The 22,153-nt window shown below is 63.6% G+C and carries 21 protein-coding genes and 1 pseudogene; 11 read left to right on the forward strand and 11 right to left on the reverse strand.

Annotated features, from left to right (window positions below):
* Positions 1 to 1,094: winged helix-turn-helix domain-containing protein (locus tag ACTHNE_RS16950; RefSeq protein WP_440269860.1), on the reverse strand; the 1,094-nt coding region annotated here is incomplete at its 3' end.
* A 143-nt stretch (positions 1,095 to 1,237) separates the two neighbouring features.
* On the opposite strand from ACTHNE_RS16950, the gene ACTHNE_RS16955 reads away from it, so the two are divergent.
* Together ACTHNE_RS16955 and ACTHNE_RS16960 are read left to right on the forward strand one after the other, a co-directional pair.
* Positions 1,238 to 1,720 carry a hypothetical protein gene (locus tag ACTHNE_RS16955; protein WP_324945869.1) on the forward strand — a complete coding sequence of 161 codons (483 nt, stop codon included), beginning with the start codon at positions 1,238 to 1,240 and terminating at the stop codon, positions 1,718 to 1,720.
* A gap of 128 nt (positions 1,721 to 1,848) precedes the next feature.
* Complete coding sequence (locus tag ACTHNE_RS16960; protein WP_324945872.1) at positions 1,849 to 2,928, forward strand: phospholipase A; 1,080 nt, start codon at positions 1,849 to 1,851, stop codon at positions 2,926 to 2,928.
* A 14-nt stretch (positions 2,929 to 2,942) separates the two neighbouring features.
* On the opposite strand, the gene ACTHNE_RS16965 is transcribed toward ACTHNE_RS16960, so the two are convergent.
* The gene (locus ACTHNE_RS16965) at positions 2,943 to 4,127 is read right to left on the reverse strand and encodes an FAD-dependent oxidoreductase (protein ID WP_440269861.1); all 1,185 of its coding nucleotides are present in this window, start codon (positions 4,125 to 4,127) and stop codon (positions 2,943 to 2,945) included.
* A gap of 52 nt (positions 4,128 to 4,179) precedes the next feature.
* Positions 4,180 to 4,662, reverse strand: a complete 483-nt coding sequence (locus ACTHNE_RS16970; protein ID WP_440269862.1) for an FKBP-type peptidyl-prolyl cis-trans isomerase — start codon at positions 4,660 to 4,662, stop codon at positions 4,180 to 4,182.
* 127 nt (positions 4,663 to 4,789) lie between these two features.
* On the opposite strand from ACTHNE_RS16970, the gene ACTHNE_RS16975 reads away from it, so the two are divergent.
* Together ACTHNE_RS16975 and dacB are read left to right on the forward strand one after the other, a co-directional pair.
* Positions 4,790 to 6,127, forward strand: a complete 1,338-nt coding sequence (locus ACTHNE_RS16975) for an MATE family efflux transporter (protein WP_440269863.1) — start codon at positions 4,790 to 4,792, stop codon at positions 6,125 to 6,127.
* A gap of 39 nt (positions 6,128 to 6,166) precedes the next feature.
* The gene (dacB, locus tag ACTHNE_RS16980; RefSeq protein ID WP_440269864.1) at positions 6,167 to 7,711 is read left to right on the forward strand and encodes a D-alanyl-D-alanine carboxypeptidase/D-alanyl-D-alanine endopeptidase; all 1,545 of its coding nucleotides are present in this window, start codon (positions 6,167 to 6,169) and stop codon (positions 7,709 to 7,711) included.
* 73 nt (positions 7,712 to 7,784) lie between these two features.
* Here dacB and ACTHNE_RS16985 read toward each other — a convergent pair.
* The 7 genes and pseudogenes from ACTHNE_RS16985 to ACTHNE_RS17015 form a co-directional block, all read right to left on the reverse strand.
* Positions 7,785 to 8,249: pseudogene (locus ACTHNE_RS16985) on the reverse strand (acyltransferase); the annotation flags it as partial.
* A gap of 79 nt (positions 8,250 to 8,328) precedes the next feature.
* Entirely contained in the window at positions 8,329 to 9,174 is an 846-nt protein-coding gene (locus ACTHNE_RS16990; protein WP_440269865.1) for a Wzz/FepE/Etk N-terminal domain-containing protein, read from the reverse strand.
* Complete coding sequence (locus tag ACTHNE_RS16995; RefSeq protein WP_440269866.1) at positions 9,161 to 10,312, reverse strand: hypothetical protein; 1,152 nt, start codon at positions 10,310 to 10,312, stop codon at positions 9,161 to 9,163. The genes ACTHNE_RS16990 and ACTHNE_RS16995 overlap by 14 nt, the downstream gene beginning before the upstream one ends.
* Positions 10,309 to 11,265: a glycosyltransferase family 2 protein gene (locus ACTHNE_RS17000; RefSeq protein WP_324944304.1), complete on the reverse strand. Its 957-nt coding sequence runs from the start codon at positions 11,263 to 11,265 to the stop codon at positions 10,309 to 10,311. The genes ACTHNE_RS16995 and ACTHNE_RS17000 overlap by 4 nt, the downstream gene beginning before the upstream one ends.
* A complete protein-coding gene (locus ACTHNE_RS17005; protein WP_440269867.1) occupies positions 11,262 to 12,512 on the reverse strand; it encodes an O-antigen translocase in 1,251 nt (416 codons plus the stop codon). Before ACTHNE_RS17005 ends, ACTHNE_RS17000 begins: the two co-directional genes overlap by 4 nt.
* Positions 12,509 to 13,621 carry a DegT/DnrJ/EryC1/StrS family aminotransferase gene (locus tag ACTHNE_RS17010; RefSeq protein ID WP_440269870.1) on the reverse strand — a complete coding sequence of 371 codons (1,113 nt, stop codon included), beginning with the start codon at positions 13,619 to 13,621 and terminating at the stop codon, positions 12,509 to 12,511. Before ACTHNE_RS17010 ends, ACTHNE_RS17005 begins: the two co-directional genes overlap by 4 nt.
* Before the next feature lie 56 nt (positions 13,622 to 13,677).
* Positions 13,678 to 14,109, reverse strand: coding sequence for a sugar 3,4-ketoisomerase (locus ACTHNE_RS17015; RefSeq protein ID WP_440269868.1), 432 nt, complete (start codon positions 14,107 to 14,109; stop codon positions 13,678 to 13,680).
* A gap of 352 nt (positions 14,110 to 14,461) precedes the next feature.
* On the opposite strand from ACTHNE_RS17015, the gene ACTHNE_RS17020 reads away from it, so the two are divergent.
* The 7 genes from ACTHNE_RS17020 (at position 14,462) to ACTHNE_RS17050 (ending at position 20,788) form a co-directional block, all read left to right on the forward strand.
* The gene (locus tag ACTHNE_RS17020; protein ID WP_414649756.1) at positions 14,462 to 14,995 is read left to right on the forward strand and encodes a cytochrome b; all 534 of its coding nucleotides are present in this window, start codon (positions 14,462 to 14,464) and stop codon (positions 14,993 to 14,995) included.
* A gap of 17 nt (positions 14,996 to 15,012) precedes the next feature.
* Positions 15,013 to 16,347, forward strand: a complete 1,335-nt coding sequence (locus ACTHNE_RS17025; protein WP_440269869.1) for a cytochrome C — start codon at positions 15,013 to 15,015, stop codon at positions 16,345 to 16,347.
* Between the two features lie 281 nt (positions 16,348 to 16,628).
* A complete protein-coding gene (locus ACTHNE_RS17030; RefSeq protein ID WP_324939917.1) occupies positions 16,629 to 16,988 on the forward strand; it encodes a c-type cytochrome in 360 nt (119 codons plus the stop codon).
* A gap of 302 nt (positions 16,989 to 17,290) precedes the next feature.
* A complete protein-coding gene (locus ACTHNE_RS17035) occupies positions 17,291 to 18,055 on the forward strand; it encodes a TorF family putative porin (protein WP_324939914.1) in 765 nt (254 codons plus the stop codon).
* Between the two features lie 236 nt (positions 18,056 to 18,291).
* Entirely contained in the window at positions 18,292 to 18,873 is a 582-nt protein-coding gene (locus ACTHNE_RS17040; RefSeq protein WP_324939911.1) for an RNA polymerase sigma factor, read from the forward strand.
* On the forward strand, positions 18,870 to 19,514 hold the full coding sequence (locus ACTHNE_RS17045) for an anti-sigma factor family protein (protein WP_324939908.1): 645 nt from the start codon (positions 18,870 to 18,872) through the stop codon (positions 19,512 to 19,514). Before ACTHNE_RS17040 ends, ACTHNE_RS17045 begins: the two co-directional genes overlap by 4 nt.
* Positions 19,511 to 20,788, forward strand: a complete 1,278-nt coding sequence (locus ACTHNE_RS17050) for a S8 family serine peptidase (RefSeq protein WP_414649713.1) — start codon at positions 19,511 to 19,513, stop codon at positions 20,786 to 20,788. The genes ACTHNE_RS17045 and ACTHNE_RS17050 overlap by 4 nt, the downstream gene beginning before the upstream one ends.
* A gap of 72 nt (positions 20,789 to 20,860) precedes the next feature.
* Here ACTHNE_RS17050 and ACTHNE_RS17055 read toward each other — a convergent pair whose 3' ends face one another.
* Positions 20,861 to 21,874 carry a terpene synthase family protein gene (locus ACTHNE_RS17055; RefSeq protein ID WP_324939903.1) on the reverse strand — a complete coding sequence of 338 codons (1,014 nt, stop codon included), beginning with the start codon at positions 21,872 to 21,874 and terminating at the stop codon, positions 20,861 to 20,863.
* Positions 21,875 to 22,153: the final 279 nt, after the last annotated feature.

Here is a 22,153-nt window from a genome sequence, read left to right on the forward strand (position 1 = left end):
TTGACCTCGAACACGCCTTCGGCGCGATGCGCCTTGGCGTCGAGGCGTCCGATCAGGCGCCCGCGATACAGGATTGGCAGCACGTAATAACCGTAGCGCCGCTTGGCCGCCGGCACGTAGCACTCGATGGTGTAGTCGAAATCGAACATCGCGCGCACGCGCGCCCGGTCCCACACCAGCGGATCGAATGGCGAAAGCAGCGCGGTATGCGTGGCGCGCAGGCGGCCTTGGCGGGCACTGTCCAGCCATGCCACATGCTCGCTATGCACGTAGGCAGCGCTGTCCCAACCGGCCACTTGCACGCGCAGCAGGTCGCCGGACGCCACCAACGGCGCCAGCTCGCGTTCGTCCACCGCCGGTTTCAGGCGGAAATAATCGGCGATCCAGCGCGCCTGCGTAATGCCGAGCGCGCGTACGCTGTCGAGAATGAAACGCCGCCGAATCGCCTGAAGTGGCCAGTCCGACAGCGACGCATCCAGCGGCGGGTCGAGCTTGACCAGCACGCGTTCGGCCAGGTCGTAGACACGTTGGAAGCGTTCGCGGCGCGTCACCATCAATTCGCCGGACGCGAACCATGCTTCCAGCCAGCGCTTTTCCGGTTTCCACTCCCACCAGCCGGACACACCGCGGTCCGCACGCTCGAAATCCGAAGCGCGCACTGGGCCGGACGTGCGCACGCGTTCGAGCAAGGCGTGCATGTCCTTGAGGTTGGCATCGCGCATGCGCGCGGCATGCTTGTCTGCCCAGTGATTGCTTTCCACTTGCGCACGCCATGCGCGATGCAGACCGATATCCGCCGCAGTAACGAAGCACGCTTCGTGCGCCCAGCATTCGGCGATGCGTCCGGACTCCAGCGCTTCCTCCAGCCACACTTGCGGGTAATCGCCGAGGCGGGCGTACAGTACTAAGTAAGGACTGCGCGCCACAACATGGATGCTGTCGATCTGCAGCAGACGCATGCGCTGGATGGCGGCGATCAGGTCCTCACGTCGTGCGCGACGGCGCGGTGCCTGCAGCAATCCTTGCGCTGCCAGTTGCAACGCGCGCGCCTGAGAGAGCGTTAGAGCTTTTCCGCCGTGTGAGAGTTCGCTCAAAAGAAGACACCTTCACTTAATGGTCACATGCGTATTCTGCTGATATTTACAGCTGCATTGCTAACGTGCCTATCGAGCTTGGCGAGCCGACGTGCCGCATCAACGGCGGCGAGCTCATTCAAGCGTTGCATGGAGCCATCACAATGAAACAGCGTATCCCCGTCGTAGTTTCCTTCCTCGGCATGGGCCTGCTTCTGGCAGGGTCTGCATGGGCCCAGGCGCAAAACCAGCCGATGCCTTCCCAATCGCAGCAGTCGATGCCATCGTCGCAACCCGCGCCCCAGGCGGCGCCTCAACCTTCAGCTCAACCGTCGACGCAGTCTCAACCGTCGACCAGTCCCACCAACTCGGCATCGCCCGCTGCGTCTTCGTCCTCGGGCACGCCCGGCAGTAGCGCAACGTACAACACCTCGCAAGGCCAGCTCGTGGTCAAGTCGTCGGTGCCGCCTGCCCCCGCGACCGGATCGCCTCCGTCGTTCGAACAATTGGCGAACGGCAAGAAGTACATCACCAAGGGCGGTGCCGATGCCTATCCGCCGCTGGCCAACGATTTCCTGTACGTATCGCATAATGGAAACCGCATTTACAAGGCGCAATACGAGCGTTGGCTGAAAGACCTCAAGTGAGCGGATACTAGCTTTGCGTCATGCGTCACGCCGGCCATCCTTCGATGGCCGGATTTTTTGTACGCATGCCTGGTAAGGATAGACTTGGCGCGGTCGCGCCCGGACCGGCGCATGGGGAGGGAACTTCCATGAACTATCGGATCAGTCACCTGCTGCTTGGGATCGGCGCCTGCCTGGCTCTCGCGCCCCTGCATGCCCAACATACCGACCCTGCCGACATCAAGGCCTGCACCGGCATCGAGAGCGACGCGCAACGGCTCGCCTGCTACGACCGTGCCAGCGGGCGTACGCAGATGCCGACGGCGCGCAAACGCACCGCGCCGAGCAAGCCCGAAGCCGCATCCTTTCATCGCGAAAACGAGGTCGCCAGCGCGACCGGCAACGCAGCACCGCCGCTTTCGCTGCTGGACAGCCGCTGGGAGCTCTCGCCGGACAGCAAGTTGGGCACGTTCAATCTGCGCGGCTATCAACCGATCTACGTGATGCCGTTCTTCGGCACCACACGTCGCAACAACCTGCCCTACAGCCCCAACCCGCTCAACGCGGTGAGCACGCCGCTGGGCATGCAGAACGTCGAAGGCAAGTTCCAGCTCAGCCTGAAAACCAAGATCTGGCAAGGTGTGTTCGGCGACACCGGCGACCTGTGGGTGGGCTACACCCAGGATTCCTACTGGCAGGTCTACAACGCCAAGCACTCGCGCCCCTTCCGCGAGACGGACTACCAGCCCGAAGCGATGCTGGTGTTCAACACCGATTACCAGCTGTTCGGCTGGAACGGCAGGCTGCTCAGCATCGGACTCAATCATCAGTCCAACGGGCAGTCCGATCCGCTTTCGCGCAGCTGGAACCGCGTGATGGCGCAGGTCGGCTTCGAGCGCGCGAACTGGACGATCATGTTCCGTCCGTGGTGGCGCATTCCGGAAAGCGACAAGGACGACAACAATCCGGACATCAGCAATTACATCGGCCGCGCGGACGTACAGATCATCCATGAATGGCGTGGACAGGAGTTCACCCTGATGCTGCGCGACTCCCTGCGCGGCGGCAGCCATCAGCACGGCGCAGCACGCCTGACCTGGACCTTCCCGCTGGCCGGCAACTTCCGCGGCTATATGGAGCTGTTCAAGGGCTACGGCGAAAACATCCTCGACTACAACCACAACGCCACGTATCTGGGCGTTGGGGTGTCGTTACTGGATTGGTATTGAGCGAACCGGTCCGCTCAGCGCCACCATGCTTGCTTGGTGCCGGTGAGTATTTTCAGCATTTGACCGCTCGCCAGCGGCATTCGGCCAAGCGGCCCGAAGCCGAGATCCCGTATCCGCGCCAACCGATCCCGTTCCGATTGAAACAACGGGGTCAACCATCGGCTCAGGCGCTGGTAGACCGCCAGATGCGCGCGGCGATGGCGTTGATACATGTGCAACGCATCGGCCACCTCGTTGCAGGCAGCCAGCGCATCGGCCAATGCCTGAGCATCGAGCAGCGCCATGTTTACGCCCTGCCCGAGCTGCGGACTCATCGCATGCGCGGCATCGCCCAGGAACACAACGCTGCCGAAGGCAGGTTTGCGCATGACGACGTCGCGGTAACGCGCACGGTTCATTTGCTGCGGCGATTGGATCGTTGCCAGCAACGCCGCAGCTTCCGGCCAGATCGCCGCAGCCCGCTCGTGCATGCGGGCAAGCCCTTGTGCATCGAACGCGTCCAGCTGATCACCCAACGTGCTGAAATAAAACGTCAGCCAGCGTCCTTTGCGCCCCACCTGCCGCCCTACCGGCAGCAGGCCGATCATCTCGCGCGTGCCCGCATAGCGCTGCCTCAATTGATCCGGATAAGGCCAGTCGCCTGCCGGAACCAGGCACCACAATGCGCCCCATCGATACATCGCCTCGCGCCGCACCAGTGCCGGCGCAGCGCGGCGCAGGCACGAATGGGCGCCATCGGCCGCAATGATCAGGTCGAACGGACCGTAGCGGCCACCCTGGCTGTCGATCAGACAGCGGCCATCGTCTGCAATACGTTCAATGCGGGTATGGGTGGTGATGGCCGATGCATCGGGATAGGCGTCGCGCAGCACCGTAAAAAGGCTGCCGCGCGTCATGCCAAGGCCGAAACAGTGCTCGGCATGGTTGGCGTAGCGCATGTCCATGACGGTACGTCCACGCTGATTGCAGCCGTGGAGACGATCGATGCGCTGCCCGTGTTCCAAGGCCGCTTCGTGCAAGCCCCAGCGCGCAAGCACGCCCAGGCCCGTCGGTTGCAGCAGAAAACCTGCGCCGACAGGCCCCAGCGCTGGAGCCTGCTCAAATACGGTGAGTGCGTGTCCTTGGGCATGCAGCATCAAGGCTGCCGCTTGGCCGGCCGTACCGTAGCCGACAATTGCGATACGCAAGCGTCCCTGCATGATGGTGTTCCCCTGTATCCAGACCCGTCATACGACGGGTCTGGGGTATCGCTCAATGGTGATGACCACCCGGGCCGTGCACGTGTCCGTGCGTCAGCTCTTCAGCGCTGGCGTCGCGCACGTCGGTCACCTGGATGTCGAAATGCAGGGTCTGGCCGGCCAGCGGATGATTGCCGTCGATGTGCACGGTCTGGCCGTCGACCTTGGTGACCGTCACATGCACCGCGCCTTGCGGGCCATGCGCCTGGAACTGCATGCCGGGCTGGATATCGTCCACACCCTGGAACGCCTCGCGCGGCACCTGCTGCACCAGTTCGGCGTGATGCACGCCGTAGCCTTCGGCCGGGGCCACTTCGACCTTGAACTGGTCGCCGACGGCACGGCCGACCATCGCCTTTTCCAGGCCCGGCACGATCTGGCCGCTGCCGTGCAGATAGGTCAGCGGCTCGCGGCCTTCGGAACTGTCGATCACCTGGCCGTTGTCGTCGGTGAGCGTGTAATGGAAAGTAGCAACGGAGTTATCGGCGATCTGCATGGTGGTCTCGCTGTCTATGGATGAGCGCCGACCTTCGCCGACGATGGGGCGTACAAGGGTATCACCTCACCTGTCGGCGGCCCAAAACGTGCCAGAATGCGCATCGGTTGCCTCCCCGCCATGCCCCATGACAACGCTGCTCGAAGCCTGGCGCCACCGTCCCACGCACCGGCAGGTGTGGGCGCTGGCCACGCCGATGATTCTTTCCAACCTTACCGTGCCGCTGGTGTCGCTGGTGGACAGCACCGTGGCCGGTCATCTGCCGCATACGCAGGATCTGGCGGCCGTCACCGTGGGTAGCGCGGTGTATGCCTTGCCGGTGTGGAGCCTGGGCTTTCTGCGCATGGGCACTACTGGCTTCGCCGCACAGGCCATGGGTGCGGACGATGCCTTCGCCTTGCGTACCGTGCAGACACAGGCGCTGCTGCTTGCCGCCGTGCTCGGTGTGCTGGCGGGTTTGCTGATGGTGCCGGCGCTGCCGTGGCTGGTGGCCGAAATGCACGCCACGCCGATGATGGCCGGGCGTGCACTGGATTACCTGCATCTGCGCCTGTTCGGGCTGCCGGCGGCACTGCTCAACTATGCGCTGGCGGGCTGGTTCATCGGCGCGCAGCGTGCGCGCACCACGCTCGCGCTGCTACTGGTGACCAACCTGGTGAACATCATCTTGAACCTATTGTTCGTGCCCGGTTTTGGCTGGGGTGTGCCCGGCATCGCGTTGGCTTCGGTGGCCGGCGAATGGTGTGGTGCGCTCTACGGACTGTGGCGCGGGCTGCAAGCGGTGCGCGCGCTGCACGGGCGGGTCGATTGGCAGGCCTTGCGCGGATGGCGGCATTGGTTGCCGTTGTTGCGCGTGAACCGCGACATCTTCCTGCGCACGCTGGCGCTGGAAGGCGTGTTCTTCAGCCTTTCATTGCTGGGCGCGCGCCTCGGCGATGCGACCGTGGCCGCCAACGCGCTGCTGCTCAACGGCCTGATGCTGACGGCCTTCGGCCTGGACGGTTTGGCCAATGCGGTCGAAGCGCTGTGTGGACATGCGATCGGCGCGCGCGATCCGCACGCATTGCGTCGCGCCTTGGTGGTCGCCGGAGGATGGTCGCTGATCGGCAGCATTGCCTATGCGCTGTTCTTCGGCAGCGCCGGCCATGTGTTCGTCGACCTGCAAACCAACCTGCCTGAAGTGCGCAACGCCGCCTACCGCTATTTGCCATGGCTGACCGCGCTGCCGATCGTGGCCGTGTGGAGCTACCTGCTCGATGGCCTGTTCATCGGCGCCACGCGCGCCCGCGAAATGCGCGACGGCATGCTGATGTCCGTCCTGTTCTTCGCATTGCTGGCATGGCTTACGCGCGGCCTGGGCAATGAAGGTTTGTGGCTGACCTTTCTTGCCTTCATGGCCGTGCGCGGTATGAGCCTGGCCTGGTTCGGCCTGCGCCTTCGCCGACGCCGCGCGTGGATGGCGTGAGCTGTTGCGCAAGACCGGGCTTGGGCAATACTTGAACGCATGAATCTCGCCTCCCTTCGTTTTGCGTTGCGTATCAACGCAGCTTGCCTCGTGCTGGCCATGTTCGCCGTGGCGCCGGTCCAGGCCGGCGGTGCACCGGCGATGGCGACCACGCAGCAACTCGCCTCGGCCATCGATGCGCAGATCGATGATCCGCGATTCGCATCCGCCAGCTGGGGCATTGCCGTAGTGTCGCTCGATACCGGCCGCACGCTGTATGCGCACGATGCGCGCCGCCTGTTGCAAACGGCGTCCACGGCCAAGCTCTACACCGCCGCGCTGGTGCTCGACACGATCGGTACCGATTACCGCATCCCCACGCAATTGCTCGCCACCCGCCCGGTCGCCCAAGGCCACCTGGAAGGGCCGCTGATCCTGCGCGGCATGGGCGATCCTTCGCTCGGTACGCCGGGTACCAACGTGGATTGGGCCGATCAGCTGGCCGGGCAACTCGCCGCCAGCGGTGTGCACGAGGTGCAGGGCGACCTGATCGCGGACGACAGTTATTTCCAGGGGCCGCAAGTGGGCGCCGGCTGGGAAGCGCGCGATCTGCAAAGCTGGTTTGCCGTGCCCGCGTCCGCGTTGAGCGTGCAGGAAAACGTGGTGGCTCTTACGGTACGACCGGCAGGTGTGCCTGGGCATGCGGCGCTACTGACGTTCGATCCGACCGGCGCCATGCCGCACGTGGACAGCCATCTCACCACCGCAGCGCGAGGCACACGCAGCGACGTCAATCTCTATCGCGCACCCGGCGACCCGACCTTGTACGCCTTCGGCAGCATCCCGGCGCAAGCGGAAACACTGACGTTCAAGCTGGCGATGGCCGATCCGGCCTGGTATGCCGGTGCGCAATTGCGCGAGGCGCTGGAACGCCATGGCGTGCGCGTCCATGGCGCGCTGCGCGTGCGGCACTGGCCGGAGCCGACGCCGGACATCGACAAGGCGGTGGTGCTTGCCCAGGTGCTGTCGCCGCCGGTGATGGAGATTCTCGCGCGCGGCTTGAAGCGCTCGCAGAACCTCTACCTGCAGAACCTGCTGCAGATCGCCGGCATCAAGGCACAGGCAAATGCCGAGCAGGCGGGCGATCCGCCACCCGGCTTTTTGAGCAGCGAAACCTGGGGCACGCGCGCGCTGAAGCAATTGCTGGAACGTATCGGCATCGCGTCCGGCGCGACACAGATCGAGGAAGGTGCCGGCTTGTCGCGGCAGGACCTGTCCACGCCCGAGGCGATGGTGCATCTGCTGAGCTACCTGGCCAGCCAGCCCTACGGCGCGCAGCTGCGCGACGCGCTGCCATCGGCAGGTGTGGACGGAACGCTGGAATGGCGCATGCGCAACACGGCAGCGGCGGACAACGTCCACGCCAAGACCGGGAGCATGAACAACGTGCGCTGCCTGGTTGGTTACATGACCACGGCAGCAGGCGAACGGCTGGCGTTCGCCATCATGTTGAACAACTTTGTGCGTGGGGAGGACGAGCCGAGTCCCAGCCGCACGCTGGATGCGATCGTGGCGTTGCTCGCGCAGTTCCAGGGCCATACATAGGTTGGGGTGCAAACCCCAACATCCGGATGCATGGAAATGGCAATGTTGGGGTTTGCACCCCAACCTACGTGTCGACGTGGCCCACGATGCGCGCGGGCGAGCCCACGACGATCACAAACGGCGGCACCGATTTGGTCACCACGGCGCCCGCGCCGACCATCGCGCCCTCCCCGATGGTGATGCCGGGGAGAATGGTGGCGTTCGCGCCGATCGACGCGCCCTTGCATATCCGCGTCCCAAGGAACGCGGCCGGACGCACGCGCGAGCGCGGGAACGGGTCGTTGGTGAAGGTGGCGTTCGGGCCAATAAAGACGTCGTCCTCGATGCGCAGGCCATCCCATAGCTGCACGCCGGATTTGATGGTGACGCGATTGCCGACTTCCACGTCGTTCTCGATAAAGCAGTGGGAGCAGATGTTGACGTCTTCGCCGATGCGCGCACCCTCGAGGACCACCACGTATTGCCATACCCGCGTGCGCGCGCCGATATGAGGGCTTTGTACATCGGAGAGTGGATGGATCGTGGCCCGGTCGTTCATGTAGTGAATTCTTCCGCGTAGGCTGGGATGAAATCCCAGCATTGGCATCTACGTCGTGATGCTGGGATTTCATCCCAGCCTACGACAGCTCCGCGACCAGCCGCGACGTCGCGGCAGCAACCGCCGCACGCCGCCGCAACGCGTTGCGCCACACCGCCGCCAGGGTTCCCAGGAACAAGCCCAGCACGCCACCTGAGCCCCACGTCAACACAGGACTTGGAAACGTAGGGTTCTCCGGCACGTAGACCGGCCACATCAACGATGTGTCGTAGGTGTAGGTGCTGCTCAGGCGCGCTTCCAGATCGCTGCGCGCCTGTTGCAGGGAGCGGATCTCGTCGCTCTTGCTGGTCAGCAGCAAGCCTGCGAAGCCATCTTTGGTCTGGGTGGCGACCTGTTGCAGGTGATCCCGTTCCGCCGTCACCTGCTGCAAATCCTCCTGCACCTGGGCCAGGCGGGCGCGGGCAAAATTCAGCTGCATGGACTCGGCGTCGTGATGGACGGTTTTCAGCTGTTCGACGGTGGCTTCAGCCAGCTTTTTGGCCAATTCCGGCGAATGCGCGCGCACGCTCAGCTTGATCAGCGGACCGGCATACGGCAGCGGCTCCAGCTTGAAGCTATGGCGGTAAAGCCGACCTTCGGCCGTGCGCTCGCCGATGCCGATGCTCTGCAAGGTCTGGTTCTGGAACGGAATCAGCTTCAGGCGTTCCAGCACGCGCTGCAGCGGTTCGGCCTTGGGGTCCTGCCCAGCTGGCGCCGCGCCGACCTGCCCGATCTGGATCCACGCATCGGCTTGCCATTGCGGCTTGGCCACGCGCAGGAAAACGAAGACGGCTGCGAGTACCACGACCAACACGGCCAGGAACCAGCGCCATTCGCGTTGCAGGATGCGCCACATATCGATCAAATAGATTTCATCTCGTTGCATAGTCGTGCTCGTCGGAAAGTGGATGTAGCGCGTTGCGATTCGGCAGCCAGGTGGCCAGCGCCTGCAGCAGCAGGCACACGGCGATAAAGCCGCCATTGGTCCAGGTATAGGCTTGCGGCGCGAACGGGGACATCACGCACACGTACGCAACACGCAAGAAAATCAGCAAGGGAAACAATCCCGTCGATGCGCGCAGGCGCCGCACGCTCCATGCCAGCAAGGCATACAACCCAAGCATCGACAGCACCGCGCCGGCCGGCCCAAACGCCATCAGGAACGGAAAGAATTCCGTGCCCACGTTGATGTTCGGCGCATCCAGCGGAATGTCCGTGTCGCCCGTCGCCACGGCAGCGCCCGGCACCAGCTGGCTGAGCAGGAACGACGCATTGACGTAGTGCTTGGCGTAGATCGCGCCGAAGTTGTACGGGCCGGCGCCGATATAAAGCAGCAGCCATTTCACGCCCTGCGATGCATCGCGGTAGGCCTCGCTGAACGGCAAGGTGACCGTATCCAGCGAACCCGACCGCAACATGCCCAGCACCGAAAACACCGCACCGCCCAGCACTGCCAGCAACATCACGCGCAACCATGGCACGGGCTTGTGCTCGTCCCGGCGCAGCAGCAGCACCATGGCCAGCGCGAACAGTGAAGCGAAGATGCGATTGCGGTCGATCGCCAGCACCGGAAACACCAGGCCGATCATGACCAACATCCAGCGCAGCCGGCGGTCGCGCGCGCACAGCAGGCCGATCGGCGGCAAGGTCCAGCACATGTCCGAGATATGCCGGATATGCTCGTGACCGCCCTCCATCGTGGCGTAGGAAGACGGATTGGTGAGCAAGGGTATCGGAAACAACGCAAGATCGAGCAGGCAGAAAAAGCCGACCGCCACGGCATAGGCCAACGCGACGAAGGCTTCGCGCGTACCGGCATAGCGATGATGGCGAAAGCTGGCAAGCGGCGGCAGGCGCGTACCGAACGGCAGGTCGATCAGCAGCACGCCCAGCGCTGCGAGCGCCAGCAGCCCCAGGCCTTCCAGATACGCATCCGGCATGTCGAAGCTATACAGCGCCAGCACGCACGCCAGCAGCATCGGCAGCACCAGATAGATCGACGGCAGGCGCAGCAGCCGGCTCATGTCTTTTCCAGCAGCGCGCCGATCGGCGGCAGCCTCAGCTTGGACACACCCAGCAGCGCCACGTACACCAGCAGATGGAAAGCCAGCGCGAACAGGCGTTTCTGCAGAAAAGCTATCTTCGCGCAGATGTAATGCGCCTGCGCCTTGAGCAGCGTGCGATGCGGCTCGTCGAACAGCTCCGCCCGGCGCCGCGCCACCTGGCAGGATTCGGTGAGATTGACGATGCGCGTGGCCGTATGCCGCGTCTTGCTCACATTGCTGCCGTGCAGGCGATACGAACCCACGTGCAGGTCGATGAAACCCAGCGCATCGCATGCGGCCAGGCGCAGGAAGAAATCCCAGTCGTCGATGCGCAAGCCTTCGGTCCAGCGACCGACCATCTCCAGCGCGCTCTTGTGCAGCAACGCCACCGGACCGCCGATCGCCCACTGGCTGATCACCGCGCGGCGAATGCCCTCGTCGCTGCCGTACAAACGCTTGTCGGCATGATGCAAGTCACGCATGCCGCTGTCATGCAGCCTGTTGCCGTATTGGTCCACCACGACGGAATCGCCGACCACCGCGCGCTTGGCCGGATGTTTCTGCAGATAACGCACCTGTGCTTCCAGGCCGCCCGGCAGCAGATAGTCGTCGCTGGCGCACAGGCGCAGGAATTCGCCGCGAGCCCGTGCGGCCAGCTCGTTCCAGGTGGCGCTGATGCCGCGGTTTTCGCGCTGCACGTACTCCACGCGCAACAGATCGCCCTGCGCGGCGATCCATTCTTCAATCTTCTCGCCAGTGCGATCGGTGGAGCCGTCGTCGATGATCACGATCTCCTTGGCCGGATACGGATCTTCCAGCACGCTGTCCAGGCAGCGCTGCACGAAACGTTCGTGGTTGTAGGCCGGAATCAAGATCGAAACCAGCGGCCGCGCCGCGGCATGCATGGGCATCACTTTGGCTGCTGTCGTCATAGCGCCCCCAGGTAACGTCGCGCAACGACCAGGTTGAACGCGAGATAGAACAAGTAATTCACGACAAAGGCGTACATCGCGCCGACCAGGCCGAACCAGGCGGTAAACACGTAGACCAGCGCGAGGTAGCTCAGCGCGAATACGCATTCGGAAATCACGAACAGCCGCGTCATCGCCTTGGCCAGCATCAGATACGACAGCAGGAACGAGGCGACCTTGAGTACGTCGCCCAGCAGCTGCGGGGCGTACAAGACATTGGCCGCAGCGAAGTCCGCACTGAACAACAGGCGCGTCACCCAGCCGCGCATGGCGTAGACCAGCAGCGCCAGCACCAGCACCGCGGGCATCAAATAGCGATACGCATGGCGCAGCTCGCTCGTCAACGCGGTGCGATCGTGCGTGGCGGCAAGCTTGGGCAGGTAATAGATGTTGATCGCCGTGGTAAGGAACAGCAGGTAGGCATCCGACACCTTGCTCACCGCCTGCCAGTAACCCACCTGCTCCCAGCCGTACTGCAGGGCCAGATGATTGCGTACCGCTATATTGATCAGCGGCAGCAGCAGCGCCGAGGTGAGCGTCATGATCGAGAACGCCGCCAGCTTCAGGCTCATCTCGCGATCGAACTGCAAGCGCAGCATGCCGCGCCGGAAATACGGGCTGCGCCGCCAGGCCGGCAGGCCCACCACCAGCAACAACAGTTGCCCCGCCACCAGTGCCAATAGCGCGCCGTACAAATGCAGCCAGCGCGACAGGCCCAGCGCCAATACCACGCTCAGCGTTGAGCCGAGCACCTGGATAAACGCCAGCCGGCGCACATCCATAAAGCCGTTGATCACAGCCAGGATGTAATTGGCCAGCGCAATGCCGAGCTGCGCGACGGCCAGCAGGCGGATCAGGTTTTCGTACCGCGCATCGCCCAGCAGCCATAGCGAAAGCGGTCGACTCATCAGCAGCGCAGCACAACCCATCACGGCCGAAGCGACGCATGCGTACCAAAGCGCCGCGGACAGCAGACGCGAAAGCTTTTGCGCGTCGTGACGGTATTCCGCCACGTATTTCACGATGCCCGCGCTGATGCCGCCACCGGCCAGTACCGCCAGCAACGACATCAGGCTCATGAACTGCCCAAGCTTGCCCACGCCTTCCGGTCCGGCCAGCCAGGCTACCAGCTTCACGATCACCAACGCCGCCAGCAAACGCGCCGCAGTGGCGATACTCGAATAGAAGCCGGCGCGCACGATGCTCATGCCACGTCCTGGAACGATTGGCATGCGGCGATGACGCGCTCCACGTCCTCGCTGCGCAGCGTCGGCCCGATCGGCAGGCTCAGCACTTCCCGGTGCAACTGTTCGGTTACCGGCAACTGAAGCGTATGCAGTGCGGGATAAGCCAACTGGCGATGCGGCGGCACGGGATAATGCACTTGCGTGTGCACCCCGTGCGCGGCCAGATGCCGCTGCAAGGCGTCGCGTTGCGCGCAGCGCACCACGAACAGATGCCAGACATGCCGCGCTTCGTCGATCACTTCAGGCAGGCGGATCAACGGATGACGGATGCCTTCGCGATAGCGCTTCGCCACCTGGCGTCGCCATGCGATGTCCTTGTCGAGATACGGCAGCTTCACGCGCAGCAATGCCGCCTGCAGCTCGTCCAGGCGCGAATTGATGCCCTGGTAGAGATGCTGGTATTTCACTTCCGAACCATAGTTACGCAACGCGGCCACGCGCGCCGCCAGCACGCTGTCGTTGGTGACGATCGCGCCGCCGTCGCCCAGCGCACCCAGGTTCTTGGCGGGAAAAAAACTGAAACCCGCGGCGTGTCCGAACGCGCCGGCCTTGCGTTCGCCGCTGCGCGCACCGTGCGCCTGCGCGGCGTCCTCGATCAACAGCAAGCCATGACGCTCGGCCAGCTTGCCCAAGGCCACCATATCCGCCAGCTGGCCGTACAAATGCACCGCCATGATCGCGCGCGTGCGCGGGCCAATTGCCGCCGCCATGCGTGACGGATCGAGATTGAAGCTGTCCGGATCGGGCTCCACCGGCACCGGCACCAATCCGCTTTCGGTGATGGCAAGGAAACTGGCGATAAAGGTGTTGGCGGGCACGATCACTTCATCGCCATCATGCAGCGCGCCCAGCGCCTTGTAGCCGCGCAGGATCAGCGACAGCGCATCCAGCCCGTTGCCCACGCCGATCGCATGGCGCACGCCACAGTAATCGGCGAACTCCCGCTCGAAGGCGGCCAGTTCCTGGCCGAGGATGTACCAGCCCGAGTCGATCACGCGTGCGGCGGCAGCCTTCAGCTCGTCGGCGTAGCGGGCATTGATGCCTTTGAGATCAAGAAAGGGAATGTCCATATCGGCGCTACCCACGCCCGCGGGCGAACTGCGTTGACATTCCGCATTGGCAAGATTCAGCCGTTTTGGCATGCGGCCAGGTCTCCTAGGGGATTTTTTACCTCGCGCAGGAATTCGTCGTAGTCGGTGATGTAGTCGGTGGGGTCGTACAACTGGTCGGCCAGCACCATCAGCACGCAGTCTTCGCTGAAGTCGTACATCTCACGCCAAACCATCCGCCCCAGCAGCAGGCCTTGCGACGGATCGTCCAGCACCACTTCCACCGGCCCGGAACCGTCGTCGAGCAGAAACGTGACCGAACCGCGCACCGCCACCGCCAACTGGTTCAAGTTGCGGTGCGCATGCTGGCCGCGATGCACCTGGTGCTTGGTGGCGAACAGGTAGTACACGCGCTGGATGTCGAAGGCCACGTTGCGGTCCTTTTCCAGGGCGATGAGCATGCCGCGATCGTCGCCGTGCTGCTGCAACTGGACTCGTTGAATGTGCATGGAGTGAACCGGCCGTCGGTATCCGTGGATGCGTGACGGAAATGAGTGCCAGGCTGTCAGGAAAAGGTTGTGTTCGCTTCTGCGAGGTGCACCCGTAGGGTGGGGGGGGGGGGGGGCCCCCCCCCCCCAACCCCACCCCACCCGGGGGGGGGGGGGTGGGGTGGGGGGGGGGCGCGCCCCCCCCCCCCCCCCACCCTACGGGGAGATTTCGATGGGATGTCGGTTCACGCAACCTTTCGCTTCCCGCCGCGCACTCACGCGCATCAAGCCTGCTTCATCGGGCCGGGGTTCGGGAATAGGAAGCATGACGTCAACGCAAACGATCGAGAGCAAACCGGCGCGCCCAAGAAACATCGTGCTGTTCCACTGGCTGACTGTGCTGTGCGTATGCGTGGCGGCGATCCTGATCTTGCTGAGGGACGAAGTGGTCAGCGGTCGCGACCTCAAGCTGTGGCTGCTGGAAGGTCATCGCCACTTCGGCCTGTTCGTGCTGGCCTTGTTCTTCATCCGCGTGGTGGTGCGCATCCGCACCGGCAAGCTCGCCGCGGTCGGCCGGATGTCCAAGCCGATACGTATCGTGGCCGCGCTCACACACATCGCTTTATACGGCCTGCTGCTCGCCCTGCCCTTGCTCGGCTGGGCCTTGAGCAATGCGCAGGATCGTCCGGTGCATTTGTTCGGCTTGACGCTGCCGGCGCTGGTCGGCGCGGATGAAGATCTCGCCGATTCCTTGCAGGCCTGGCACATCGATGCGGCGTGGGCTCTGCTTGCGCTGGTGTTGCTGCATACCGGCGCGGCGCTCTGGCATCACTTCATCGTGCGCGACGACGTGCTGCGCGCGATGTGGCCGAGCCGTCGCGCACCACGGCCTACCACCCACGACTGAAACCCAAGGAGATTCTTGTGTCCACTTCTCTGCACCGACGCGCGACGAGCCGACCTGGGAAACAGCTTTGGTGGTACGGCCTGGCTGTACTTCCCTTGTTCGCCAGCCCTGGCGCGCAAGCCGTTCCCGCCTACGCGCGCCAGACCGGTTCGGCGTGTGCGGACTGCCACGCCGGCGCTTATGGGCCGGGGCTTACGCCGTACGGCATGCGTTTCAAGATGAATGGCTATACCGATACGGATGGCCAGGGCACGAAGATTCCCGCGGCCGTGCAGCTCACCGGCAGGCGCACCGTGCCGGCCACCGGCAAAAGCAGCAACCTGCTGAGCGAAGCGGACATCTATCTGGCCGGGCGCGTGTCGGACCAAGTGGGCGGCTACGTCAAGGTGCAGGTCAACAACAACGGGCAGGACAAATTCAACACGCAGTTGAGCGACGTGGACCTGCGCTTCGTTGCCAAGGACATGAAGCTCGGCGGCAAGGACGCGCTGGTCGGCGTCAGCGTCAACAACAATCCCGGCTTCAACGATCCGGTCAATGCGCTGCCGGCGTCCACCTTGAACGGCCCGCCCACGGTATCGGGCACCTTGCTCAATCCGTCCAGCTCCAACACGCTCGCCCATCGCGTGGTCGGCGCGAGCGTGTACGCGCTGTATGACAAGAACTGGTATGGCGAGCTTGGCACCTACAGCTCGCTGCCGACCTCGATGCAGTACGACCTGGGTTATTCGCTCGGCGGCGACCCGGGCAAGCTCAGCAATACCGTGTATGGGCGCTTTGCGTACATGAAGGATCTGAAGCGCCAGTTCTTCTCGGCCGGCCTGGTCGGCTTGACTACCGATCGCCAATTGCCGCGCAGCGGCCCGAGCGAGCACGTCACCGATCTTGGCTATGACGTCACGTATCAATACCTGGGCAACCGCGAACACATCATCCAGCTTGCCTACGTGAACATCATGGAGCGCCGCCGCTATGCGACCACGCCGGCCGGCCCGATACCCGGCCTGCTCGCGCTGCCGCGCGGCGTGGTGCACGACCAGACCGCCACGCTCACCTACACGTTCAAGCAAAGCTACGGCGTGATCATTTCCCACCTGCTCAGCACCGGCACGCACGACGTGGTGCGCTTCGTGCCGTATGGCGAACCGGATACCAGCAGCAACTCCTTCACCGTGTTCTGGACGCCGTTCGGCAAGGACGATTCGTTCACCTCCACCGCCAACCTGCGCCTGGCCGCCACCTGGTTCCGCTTCAACAAGTTCAACGGCAGCAGCACCAATGTGTTTGGTGTGCCGGGAACCAACGCGAAGGATCTCAATGCGTTTCTGCTTTTTGCGAGCGTGGCGTTCTAGTTTTTTTCTTCGCATCCGTGCGATTTGATCTTGCCTCACCGTCATTCCGGCGAACGCCGAGGCGCTTCACAACAGCGAAGCTGGTCAATCCAGTTCAAATACGGCGTCCGTAGGACACAAAACCGTTTTTGAGTGCTTCGCACGGATTGTTTCGACTGGATTCCGGCGTTCGCCGGAATGACGGTGAGGCGTGTAAACAGCTTTCGCACTATCCAACAAGCCCGAACAGGAGTCAGAGAGTGATCCGATCAGTTTTGCGCCGGTCCCTGCGCGTTACGGCGATGGCAGCATTGGCTTTCGGCTGGACGCTGGCCTCACCCTTGAGCCACGCCGGCGATGCGTCCGCGGGTGCGGACGTATTCAAATCCGAATGCGCCGAATGCCATAGCCCCAAGCAAGGCAAGAACAAGAAAGGCCCCAGCCTGTTCGGCATCGTGGGGCGTGCGGCCGGCACCGCACCCGACTACAAGTACACCGACGCCCTCACGCAGGCGCATTGGAACTGGACCGAAGACAAGCTGCACTGGTACCTGTCGCAACCGGCCAAGCAGGCCAATCCGGGCACCCGCATGAAGTACGACGGCCTGAACGATCCCAGGCAATTGGACGACCTCATTAGCTACCTAGGCACTCTTCACTGATGACACCTTCCCGCCGGTGATGACATTCCCTTGTCCGGAGCGATCGTCTATAAGGCGGTCATGCCGTACTCCTTTCTTTCCGGGCCTGGCCCCGACAAGCTGTCATCTCCGCTCGCGCGGAAGGTCGCCAAGGACAGATGGGTCGTCCCGGCGAACGCCGGACGCGGCGCGAAGCGCGGAGAACGTCCGAAGGACGGCCCCGAAGGGGTCAGCAAAGCGAATCACCCAGCGACCTGCACACCGCCAAAGACACTGGGCGCCGGCGTTCGCCGGGGCGAAGAAGCATTGCGGAGCTTCGCACAGTGACGCCCCTCTACGTACTCAAGCGCATCCCTTTTGCCGTCTTGCCGGCAATCCTGTTCACAACACCGCTCCTCGCCCAATCCGACACCCTCAGCGGCGCCGTGGCAGTGAGCTCCCAGCTGATCGATCGCGGCCTGGCCATTTCGCCGAATACGCCGATCGTGCAAGGCAACGTCACCTGGAGCTCGGCCTCCGGCTGGATCCTGGGCATGTCCGCAGCGACCGAACTGCGTTCGGTCGGGCACGGCTCCGAAGCGATGGCCGAGGTGGCGCACTACTGGCCGCTTACCAGCGACTGGCGCATGCAGGCCGGCGTGGTCTATTACGGTTATCCCGGCAACGGCCCTAGCCGCCCGTTCGAACGGGTCGAAACCGGCGTGAACTGGATGTACCGGGACGTACTGAGTTTCGGCCTCTCCGCCATCACGCTCACCCATGGCGATGACCATTCGCCACGCGGCGCGGCGGACGTCGACGTGCACTGGCCGCTGCCGCAGCATTTCGCCGTTTCCGCCGGCCTGGGCGTAGCCCAGCCGCTGACCGGTCCGGTCGATTACGGCAGCTACGTCCCCAACGGCCCGTACGGCGGTTACGTCTACCGCCACGCGCGGATGCGCTCATACTACGGCTACGGCCATGTCGGCCTGGCTTGGGGCTACGGCCCGTGGCGGGTGGAGCTGGACCGCGTCTTCACCGACCCGGACATCCGCCGCCAGGGCGCCGCCGCCGCGCCCTGGGTCGGCACGGTCTCGTGGGCTTTTTAAACACGAAGGCAACCTTTTGGCGCCGAAATGGCACCTAAGGATGATCTGATCAGTTCCACGCAGGCGTCACCGGTCCTGTCTGTTCGCAGATCACAGGGCCAGTGGCGAAGACAGACTGGCCGTCTGTCGAGACAATGGACCGAAGAGATGCGAACAGACAGGACCGGCCCGAAGGGTGATGCCGCCTACGTGGAACTGATCAGAGCATCCTCCGTCCACCGACGCCATCGACTCCCATGAACGACGCCGAATCATCCACCGACGCCACCGATCGCCTGCTGCTGCAACGCATGGCGGCGGGCGATCGCGTCGCGCTGGCCACGCTGTACCGCAGCTACCACGGCCGCCTGTGTCGCTTCCTGTCGCGCCTGACCCGGCGCGCGGACGTGATCGAGGAAGTGATCAACGACTGCTTCTGGATCGCCTGGCAGAAAGCCGGCGATTTCCGCGGCGACTCGCGCGTGTCCACCTGGATCATGGGCATTGCCTATCGCTGCGGCCTGAAAGCGCTGCGGCAGCACGGCGACGAACCGGTCGACGACAACATTCCGGAAGACCGCGTACCGGCGACCGATCCGGAGGAAGACCGCGAATTGCGCGACTGGCTGGGCAAAGGCCTCGAACGCCTGTCCGCCGACCAGCGCGCGGTGGTGGAACTGGTCTACGGCGAAGGCCACACCCTCGACGATGTCGCCACCATCATGCAATGCCCAGTGGGCACGGTGAAAGCACGGTTGTTTCATGCGCGCGTCAAATTGCGCAACGTACTGCCGACTCTCGCCGAACGCTCACTTACCGTGAAAGAGCAAGCGCCATGACGATGCTACCGACCTATTCCAGCCAGGATTGCCCACGCGCGTGGGAAATGATGCCGTGGGTGCTGCAGCAAAGCGCCACACAGGAACAAAGCGAATGGCTGACGCAGCACCTGGCGCAATGCGCGGCATGCCGCGCGGAGTTCGCGCAGCAAAGCCGCCTGAAACAGGCGATGTCGCTGCCTTCGGATGTGCACGTGGACATGGAAGCGGGTCTGCAACGCCTGCTCGGCCGCCTGGATGCACCCGTGCAACAGGAACCGCAACCGCTGCGCGCACGATCGGGCGGATGGCTGATGCGCGCTTTGGCGGCGGCGGTATTGATCCAGGCCATCGGCATCGGCGCACTCGGCCTGAAGGTGTGGTCGAGCGGCGGCAACACGGCGTATCGCACGCTCAGCCAGGAACCGTCGACGCCCGCGACGGCCGGCGCCATCCGCGTGGTGCCTGACGCAGGCATGACGCTGGCCGACTGGAACGCCCTGTTGCACTCGCTGCAGTTGCAGGTGGTGGGCGGCCCGAACGATGTGGGCGCCTACACCGTCGCCCCCAGCGCCAGCACACCGAAAACCCAGGACACCGTACAGCAACTGCGCGCCGCGCGCGGCGTCCGCCTGGCCGAACCGGTGACCGGCACTCCATGAAGCGCGTCATGAAACATGGCGCGTTCGCGCTCGCCAGCGTCCTCGCGTGCCTGGGCGCATCGCACGCATCGGCCAAGGACCCGCCGGTCGCGTCCAGCATGGATAGCCAGCGCGACATCGTGCTGGCTGTGAACAATCCGATCGAGCCGCCGGCGATGCATGCCGGCTCCAGCCTGATCGGCTATGTTCCGTCGGGCTATTACGGCGCCGGCCAGCGCGCCGCATCCGAATTGAACGACCTGAAGCAGCATTACAGCCTGCATGAAGTGGCCGGCTGGCCGATCAAGGCGCTGGGCGTCTATTGCGTGGTGGTGGAAACGCCTGCGGGTACGGATCGCGATGCGCTGCTGAAAACCCTCGCGCAGGACCATCGCGTCAAGCTGGCGCAGCCGCTGCAGGATTACTCGGTCTATTCCAACCTTCCGCCGAAAGACGATCATCGCTACAACGACCCGTACGTCGACCTGCAACGCGGCTTCGTCGAAACCGATGCCGCGCTGGCGCAAAACCTGAGCAAGGGCGAAGGCGTGCATATCGCCGTTGTCGACACCGGCGCCGACCTCACCCATCCAGATCTGCAAGGGCGCATCCACGATACGCACGACATGGTCGATGGCGATGCGAGGGCGTTCGGTCGCGATCATCACGGCACCGAAGTAGCCGGCGTAATCGCAGCGGATGCGAACAACCACCAAGGCATCGTCGGCATCGCGCCGGATGCCGTGCTCAGCATCTACAAGGCCTGCTGGTATGCGGCCAGCAGCGCCGGCGCGCACTGCAATTCGTTCACGCTGGCCAAGGCGCTGGCCGCCATCATCGATACCGATGCGCGCATCGTGAACCTAAGCCTCGGCGGCCCCGCCGATCCGCTGCTGGATAAGTTGCTGGGGCAATTGCTCAACCAGGGCCGCATCGTGGTCGCCGCGCTGCCGCCGAACGGAAACCTGGGCGGCTTCCCGGACAACGCGCCCGGCGTGATCGTGGTGCGCGTCAGCGCCACTGGCCCCGCGCCATCGGGCGTGCTCAGCGCGCCCGGCAACGATATCCTCACCACCCAGCCCGGCGGCGGCTACGACTTCACCTCCGGCTCGTCCATGGCCGCCGCCCACGTCAGCGGCATCGTCGCCCTGCTGCTCGCCGCCGATCCGCACTTGGACGCGAACGCCGTGCGCGATCTCCTGCTACGCACCAGCAAAACCTCCAACGGCATGCTGCAGGTGAACGCCGCAGCGGCCGTTGCGTCTGCGCAGAACGCGCACGCCATTGCGCATTGATGCCTGCCATTGCAAGGCTGGTCGGGAGTGATCGGATTTGCGCCGGGTTCGGCAGCAAGTTCCAACCGATGGCTACGCCTGCTCCACTCGATAGCGCCCGCTGGTGCGATGCCATTCCAGGTTTCCCGCCATCCAGGCTCTGAGCCCGCCTAGATAGCGCGTGAGTTCCACAGTGGCGTTCTGCAGCAATTCTCGCTCGGTGTGCTCGTATTCGCACATCAGGGCATCATGCATTTCAGCGCTGAGCGCCACGGCCTCCTTGTGAGAACAGCCGCGTTCGGCTGTCAGCAACTGCGGCAAATTGAAATTTCCTATCTCGGCCACGCTTTCTTTAGAGCACGAGTAGAGATCGTTCACGATGCTGGTTGCGCTGGCGGCAAGTACGGACGCGCGGCGCACCTTTTGCGACGCATAGATGTTTGCCGGCAATTCATAGCCACCTACCACATCGATCAACGACAGGCAGGGCATGAAACTATTGACTTGTCTTTGCGCCAGGTATTCATAGATCGCTTGAGTCGACCCCAAGATGCGGAATGCCGCTTCCGAGGTCATGGTCACGAATACCGCGATGATTTCGTGGCGCACCCTGGCAACTTGCGAAGGCGTGGCCAATGCCTGCACTCGTTGCAGATATGCGTTCAATCCAACCAAAACCGGATCTGCATTCAAAGCCGTGCCAAGCGCGGTCGAATAAGGCTCGACCAGATATGCGGGTTCCAATGCAGCAAGGGCGAGCGACAGGCGAGGAGCGACCAAGGTGGGGACGGCCCCACGATGTATATCGTCACCATAGTAATCGTCCACCGCGAAGAGTGCCCCCAAGCATTGCGCAGCCAGGAGCAAGCGATCGGCATCATGGGCATCCGGATAGCAAAGCATCACAAGCCTTCCAAAACTTGATTCCCGCAGCATCCGATGCTCACCACGATAAATGCCGATCGGCCCGATCCAGTCCAACAGCAGATTGTCGATATGGCTGGCTAGATGCTCGTCGGTACGGATAGGAGATGGACAGTACAGGGTAGGAATTTCTGCGGAAAGCGCAGCCACACGCGATTGGTCTGCAACAAGGTCCTGATCCATGAAACGCTCCTCCTTTAAGGTGATTGGAACAACCTGGCGATTAAAGCAATGCCGAAAACAACAGCTATGCCTAGGGCCTGTTCACACGATTGGCGTAGCCCGCGTTGTCGTTGAGTGGCTGGCAGGTGGCAGTGCGTGGCGCAGCCTTGGCTTATCTGCCAAGGCAAGCCGCGCGCTGCCGCATGGCGCCCACTCAACGACAACCCGAAGGGCCGGGTCAGTTTGCCCGCCATTCCGCTTCATCGCTTAAGTCGTTTACCGAAGTACACTCCTTCGCTC

The sequence above is a fragment of the Dyella sp. genome, assembly GCF_051954575.1.
Lineage (GTDB): Bacteria > Pseudomonadota > Gammaproteobacteria > Xanthomonadales > Rhodanobacteraceae > Dyella_B.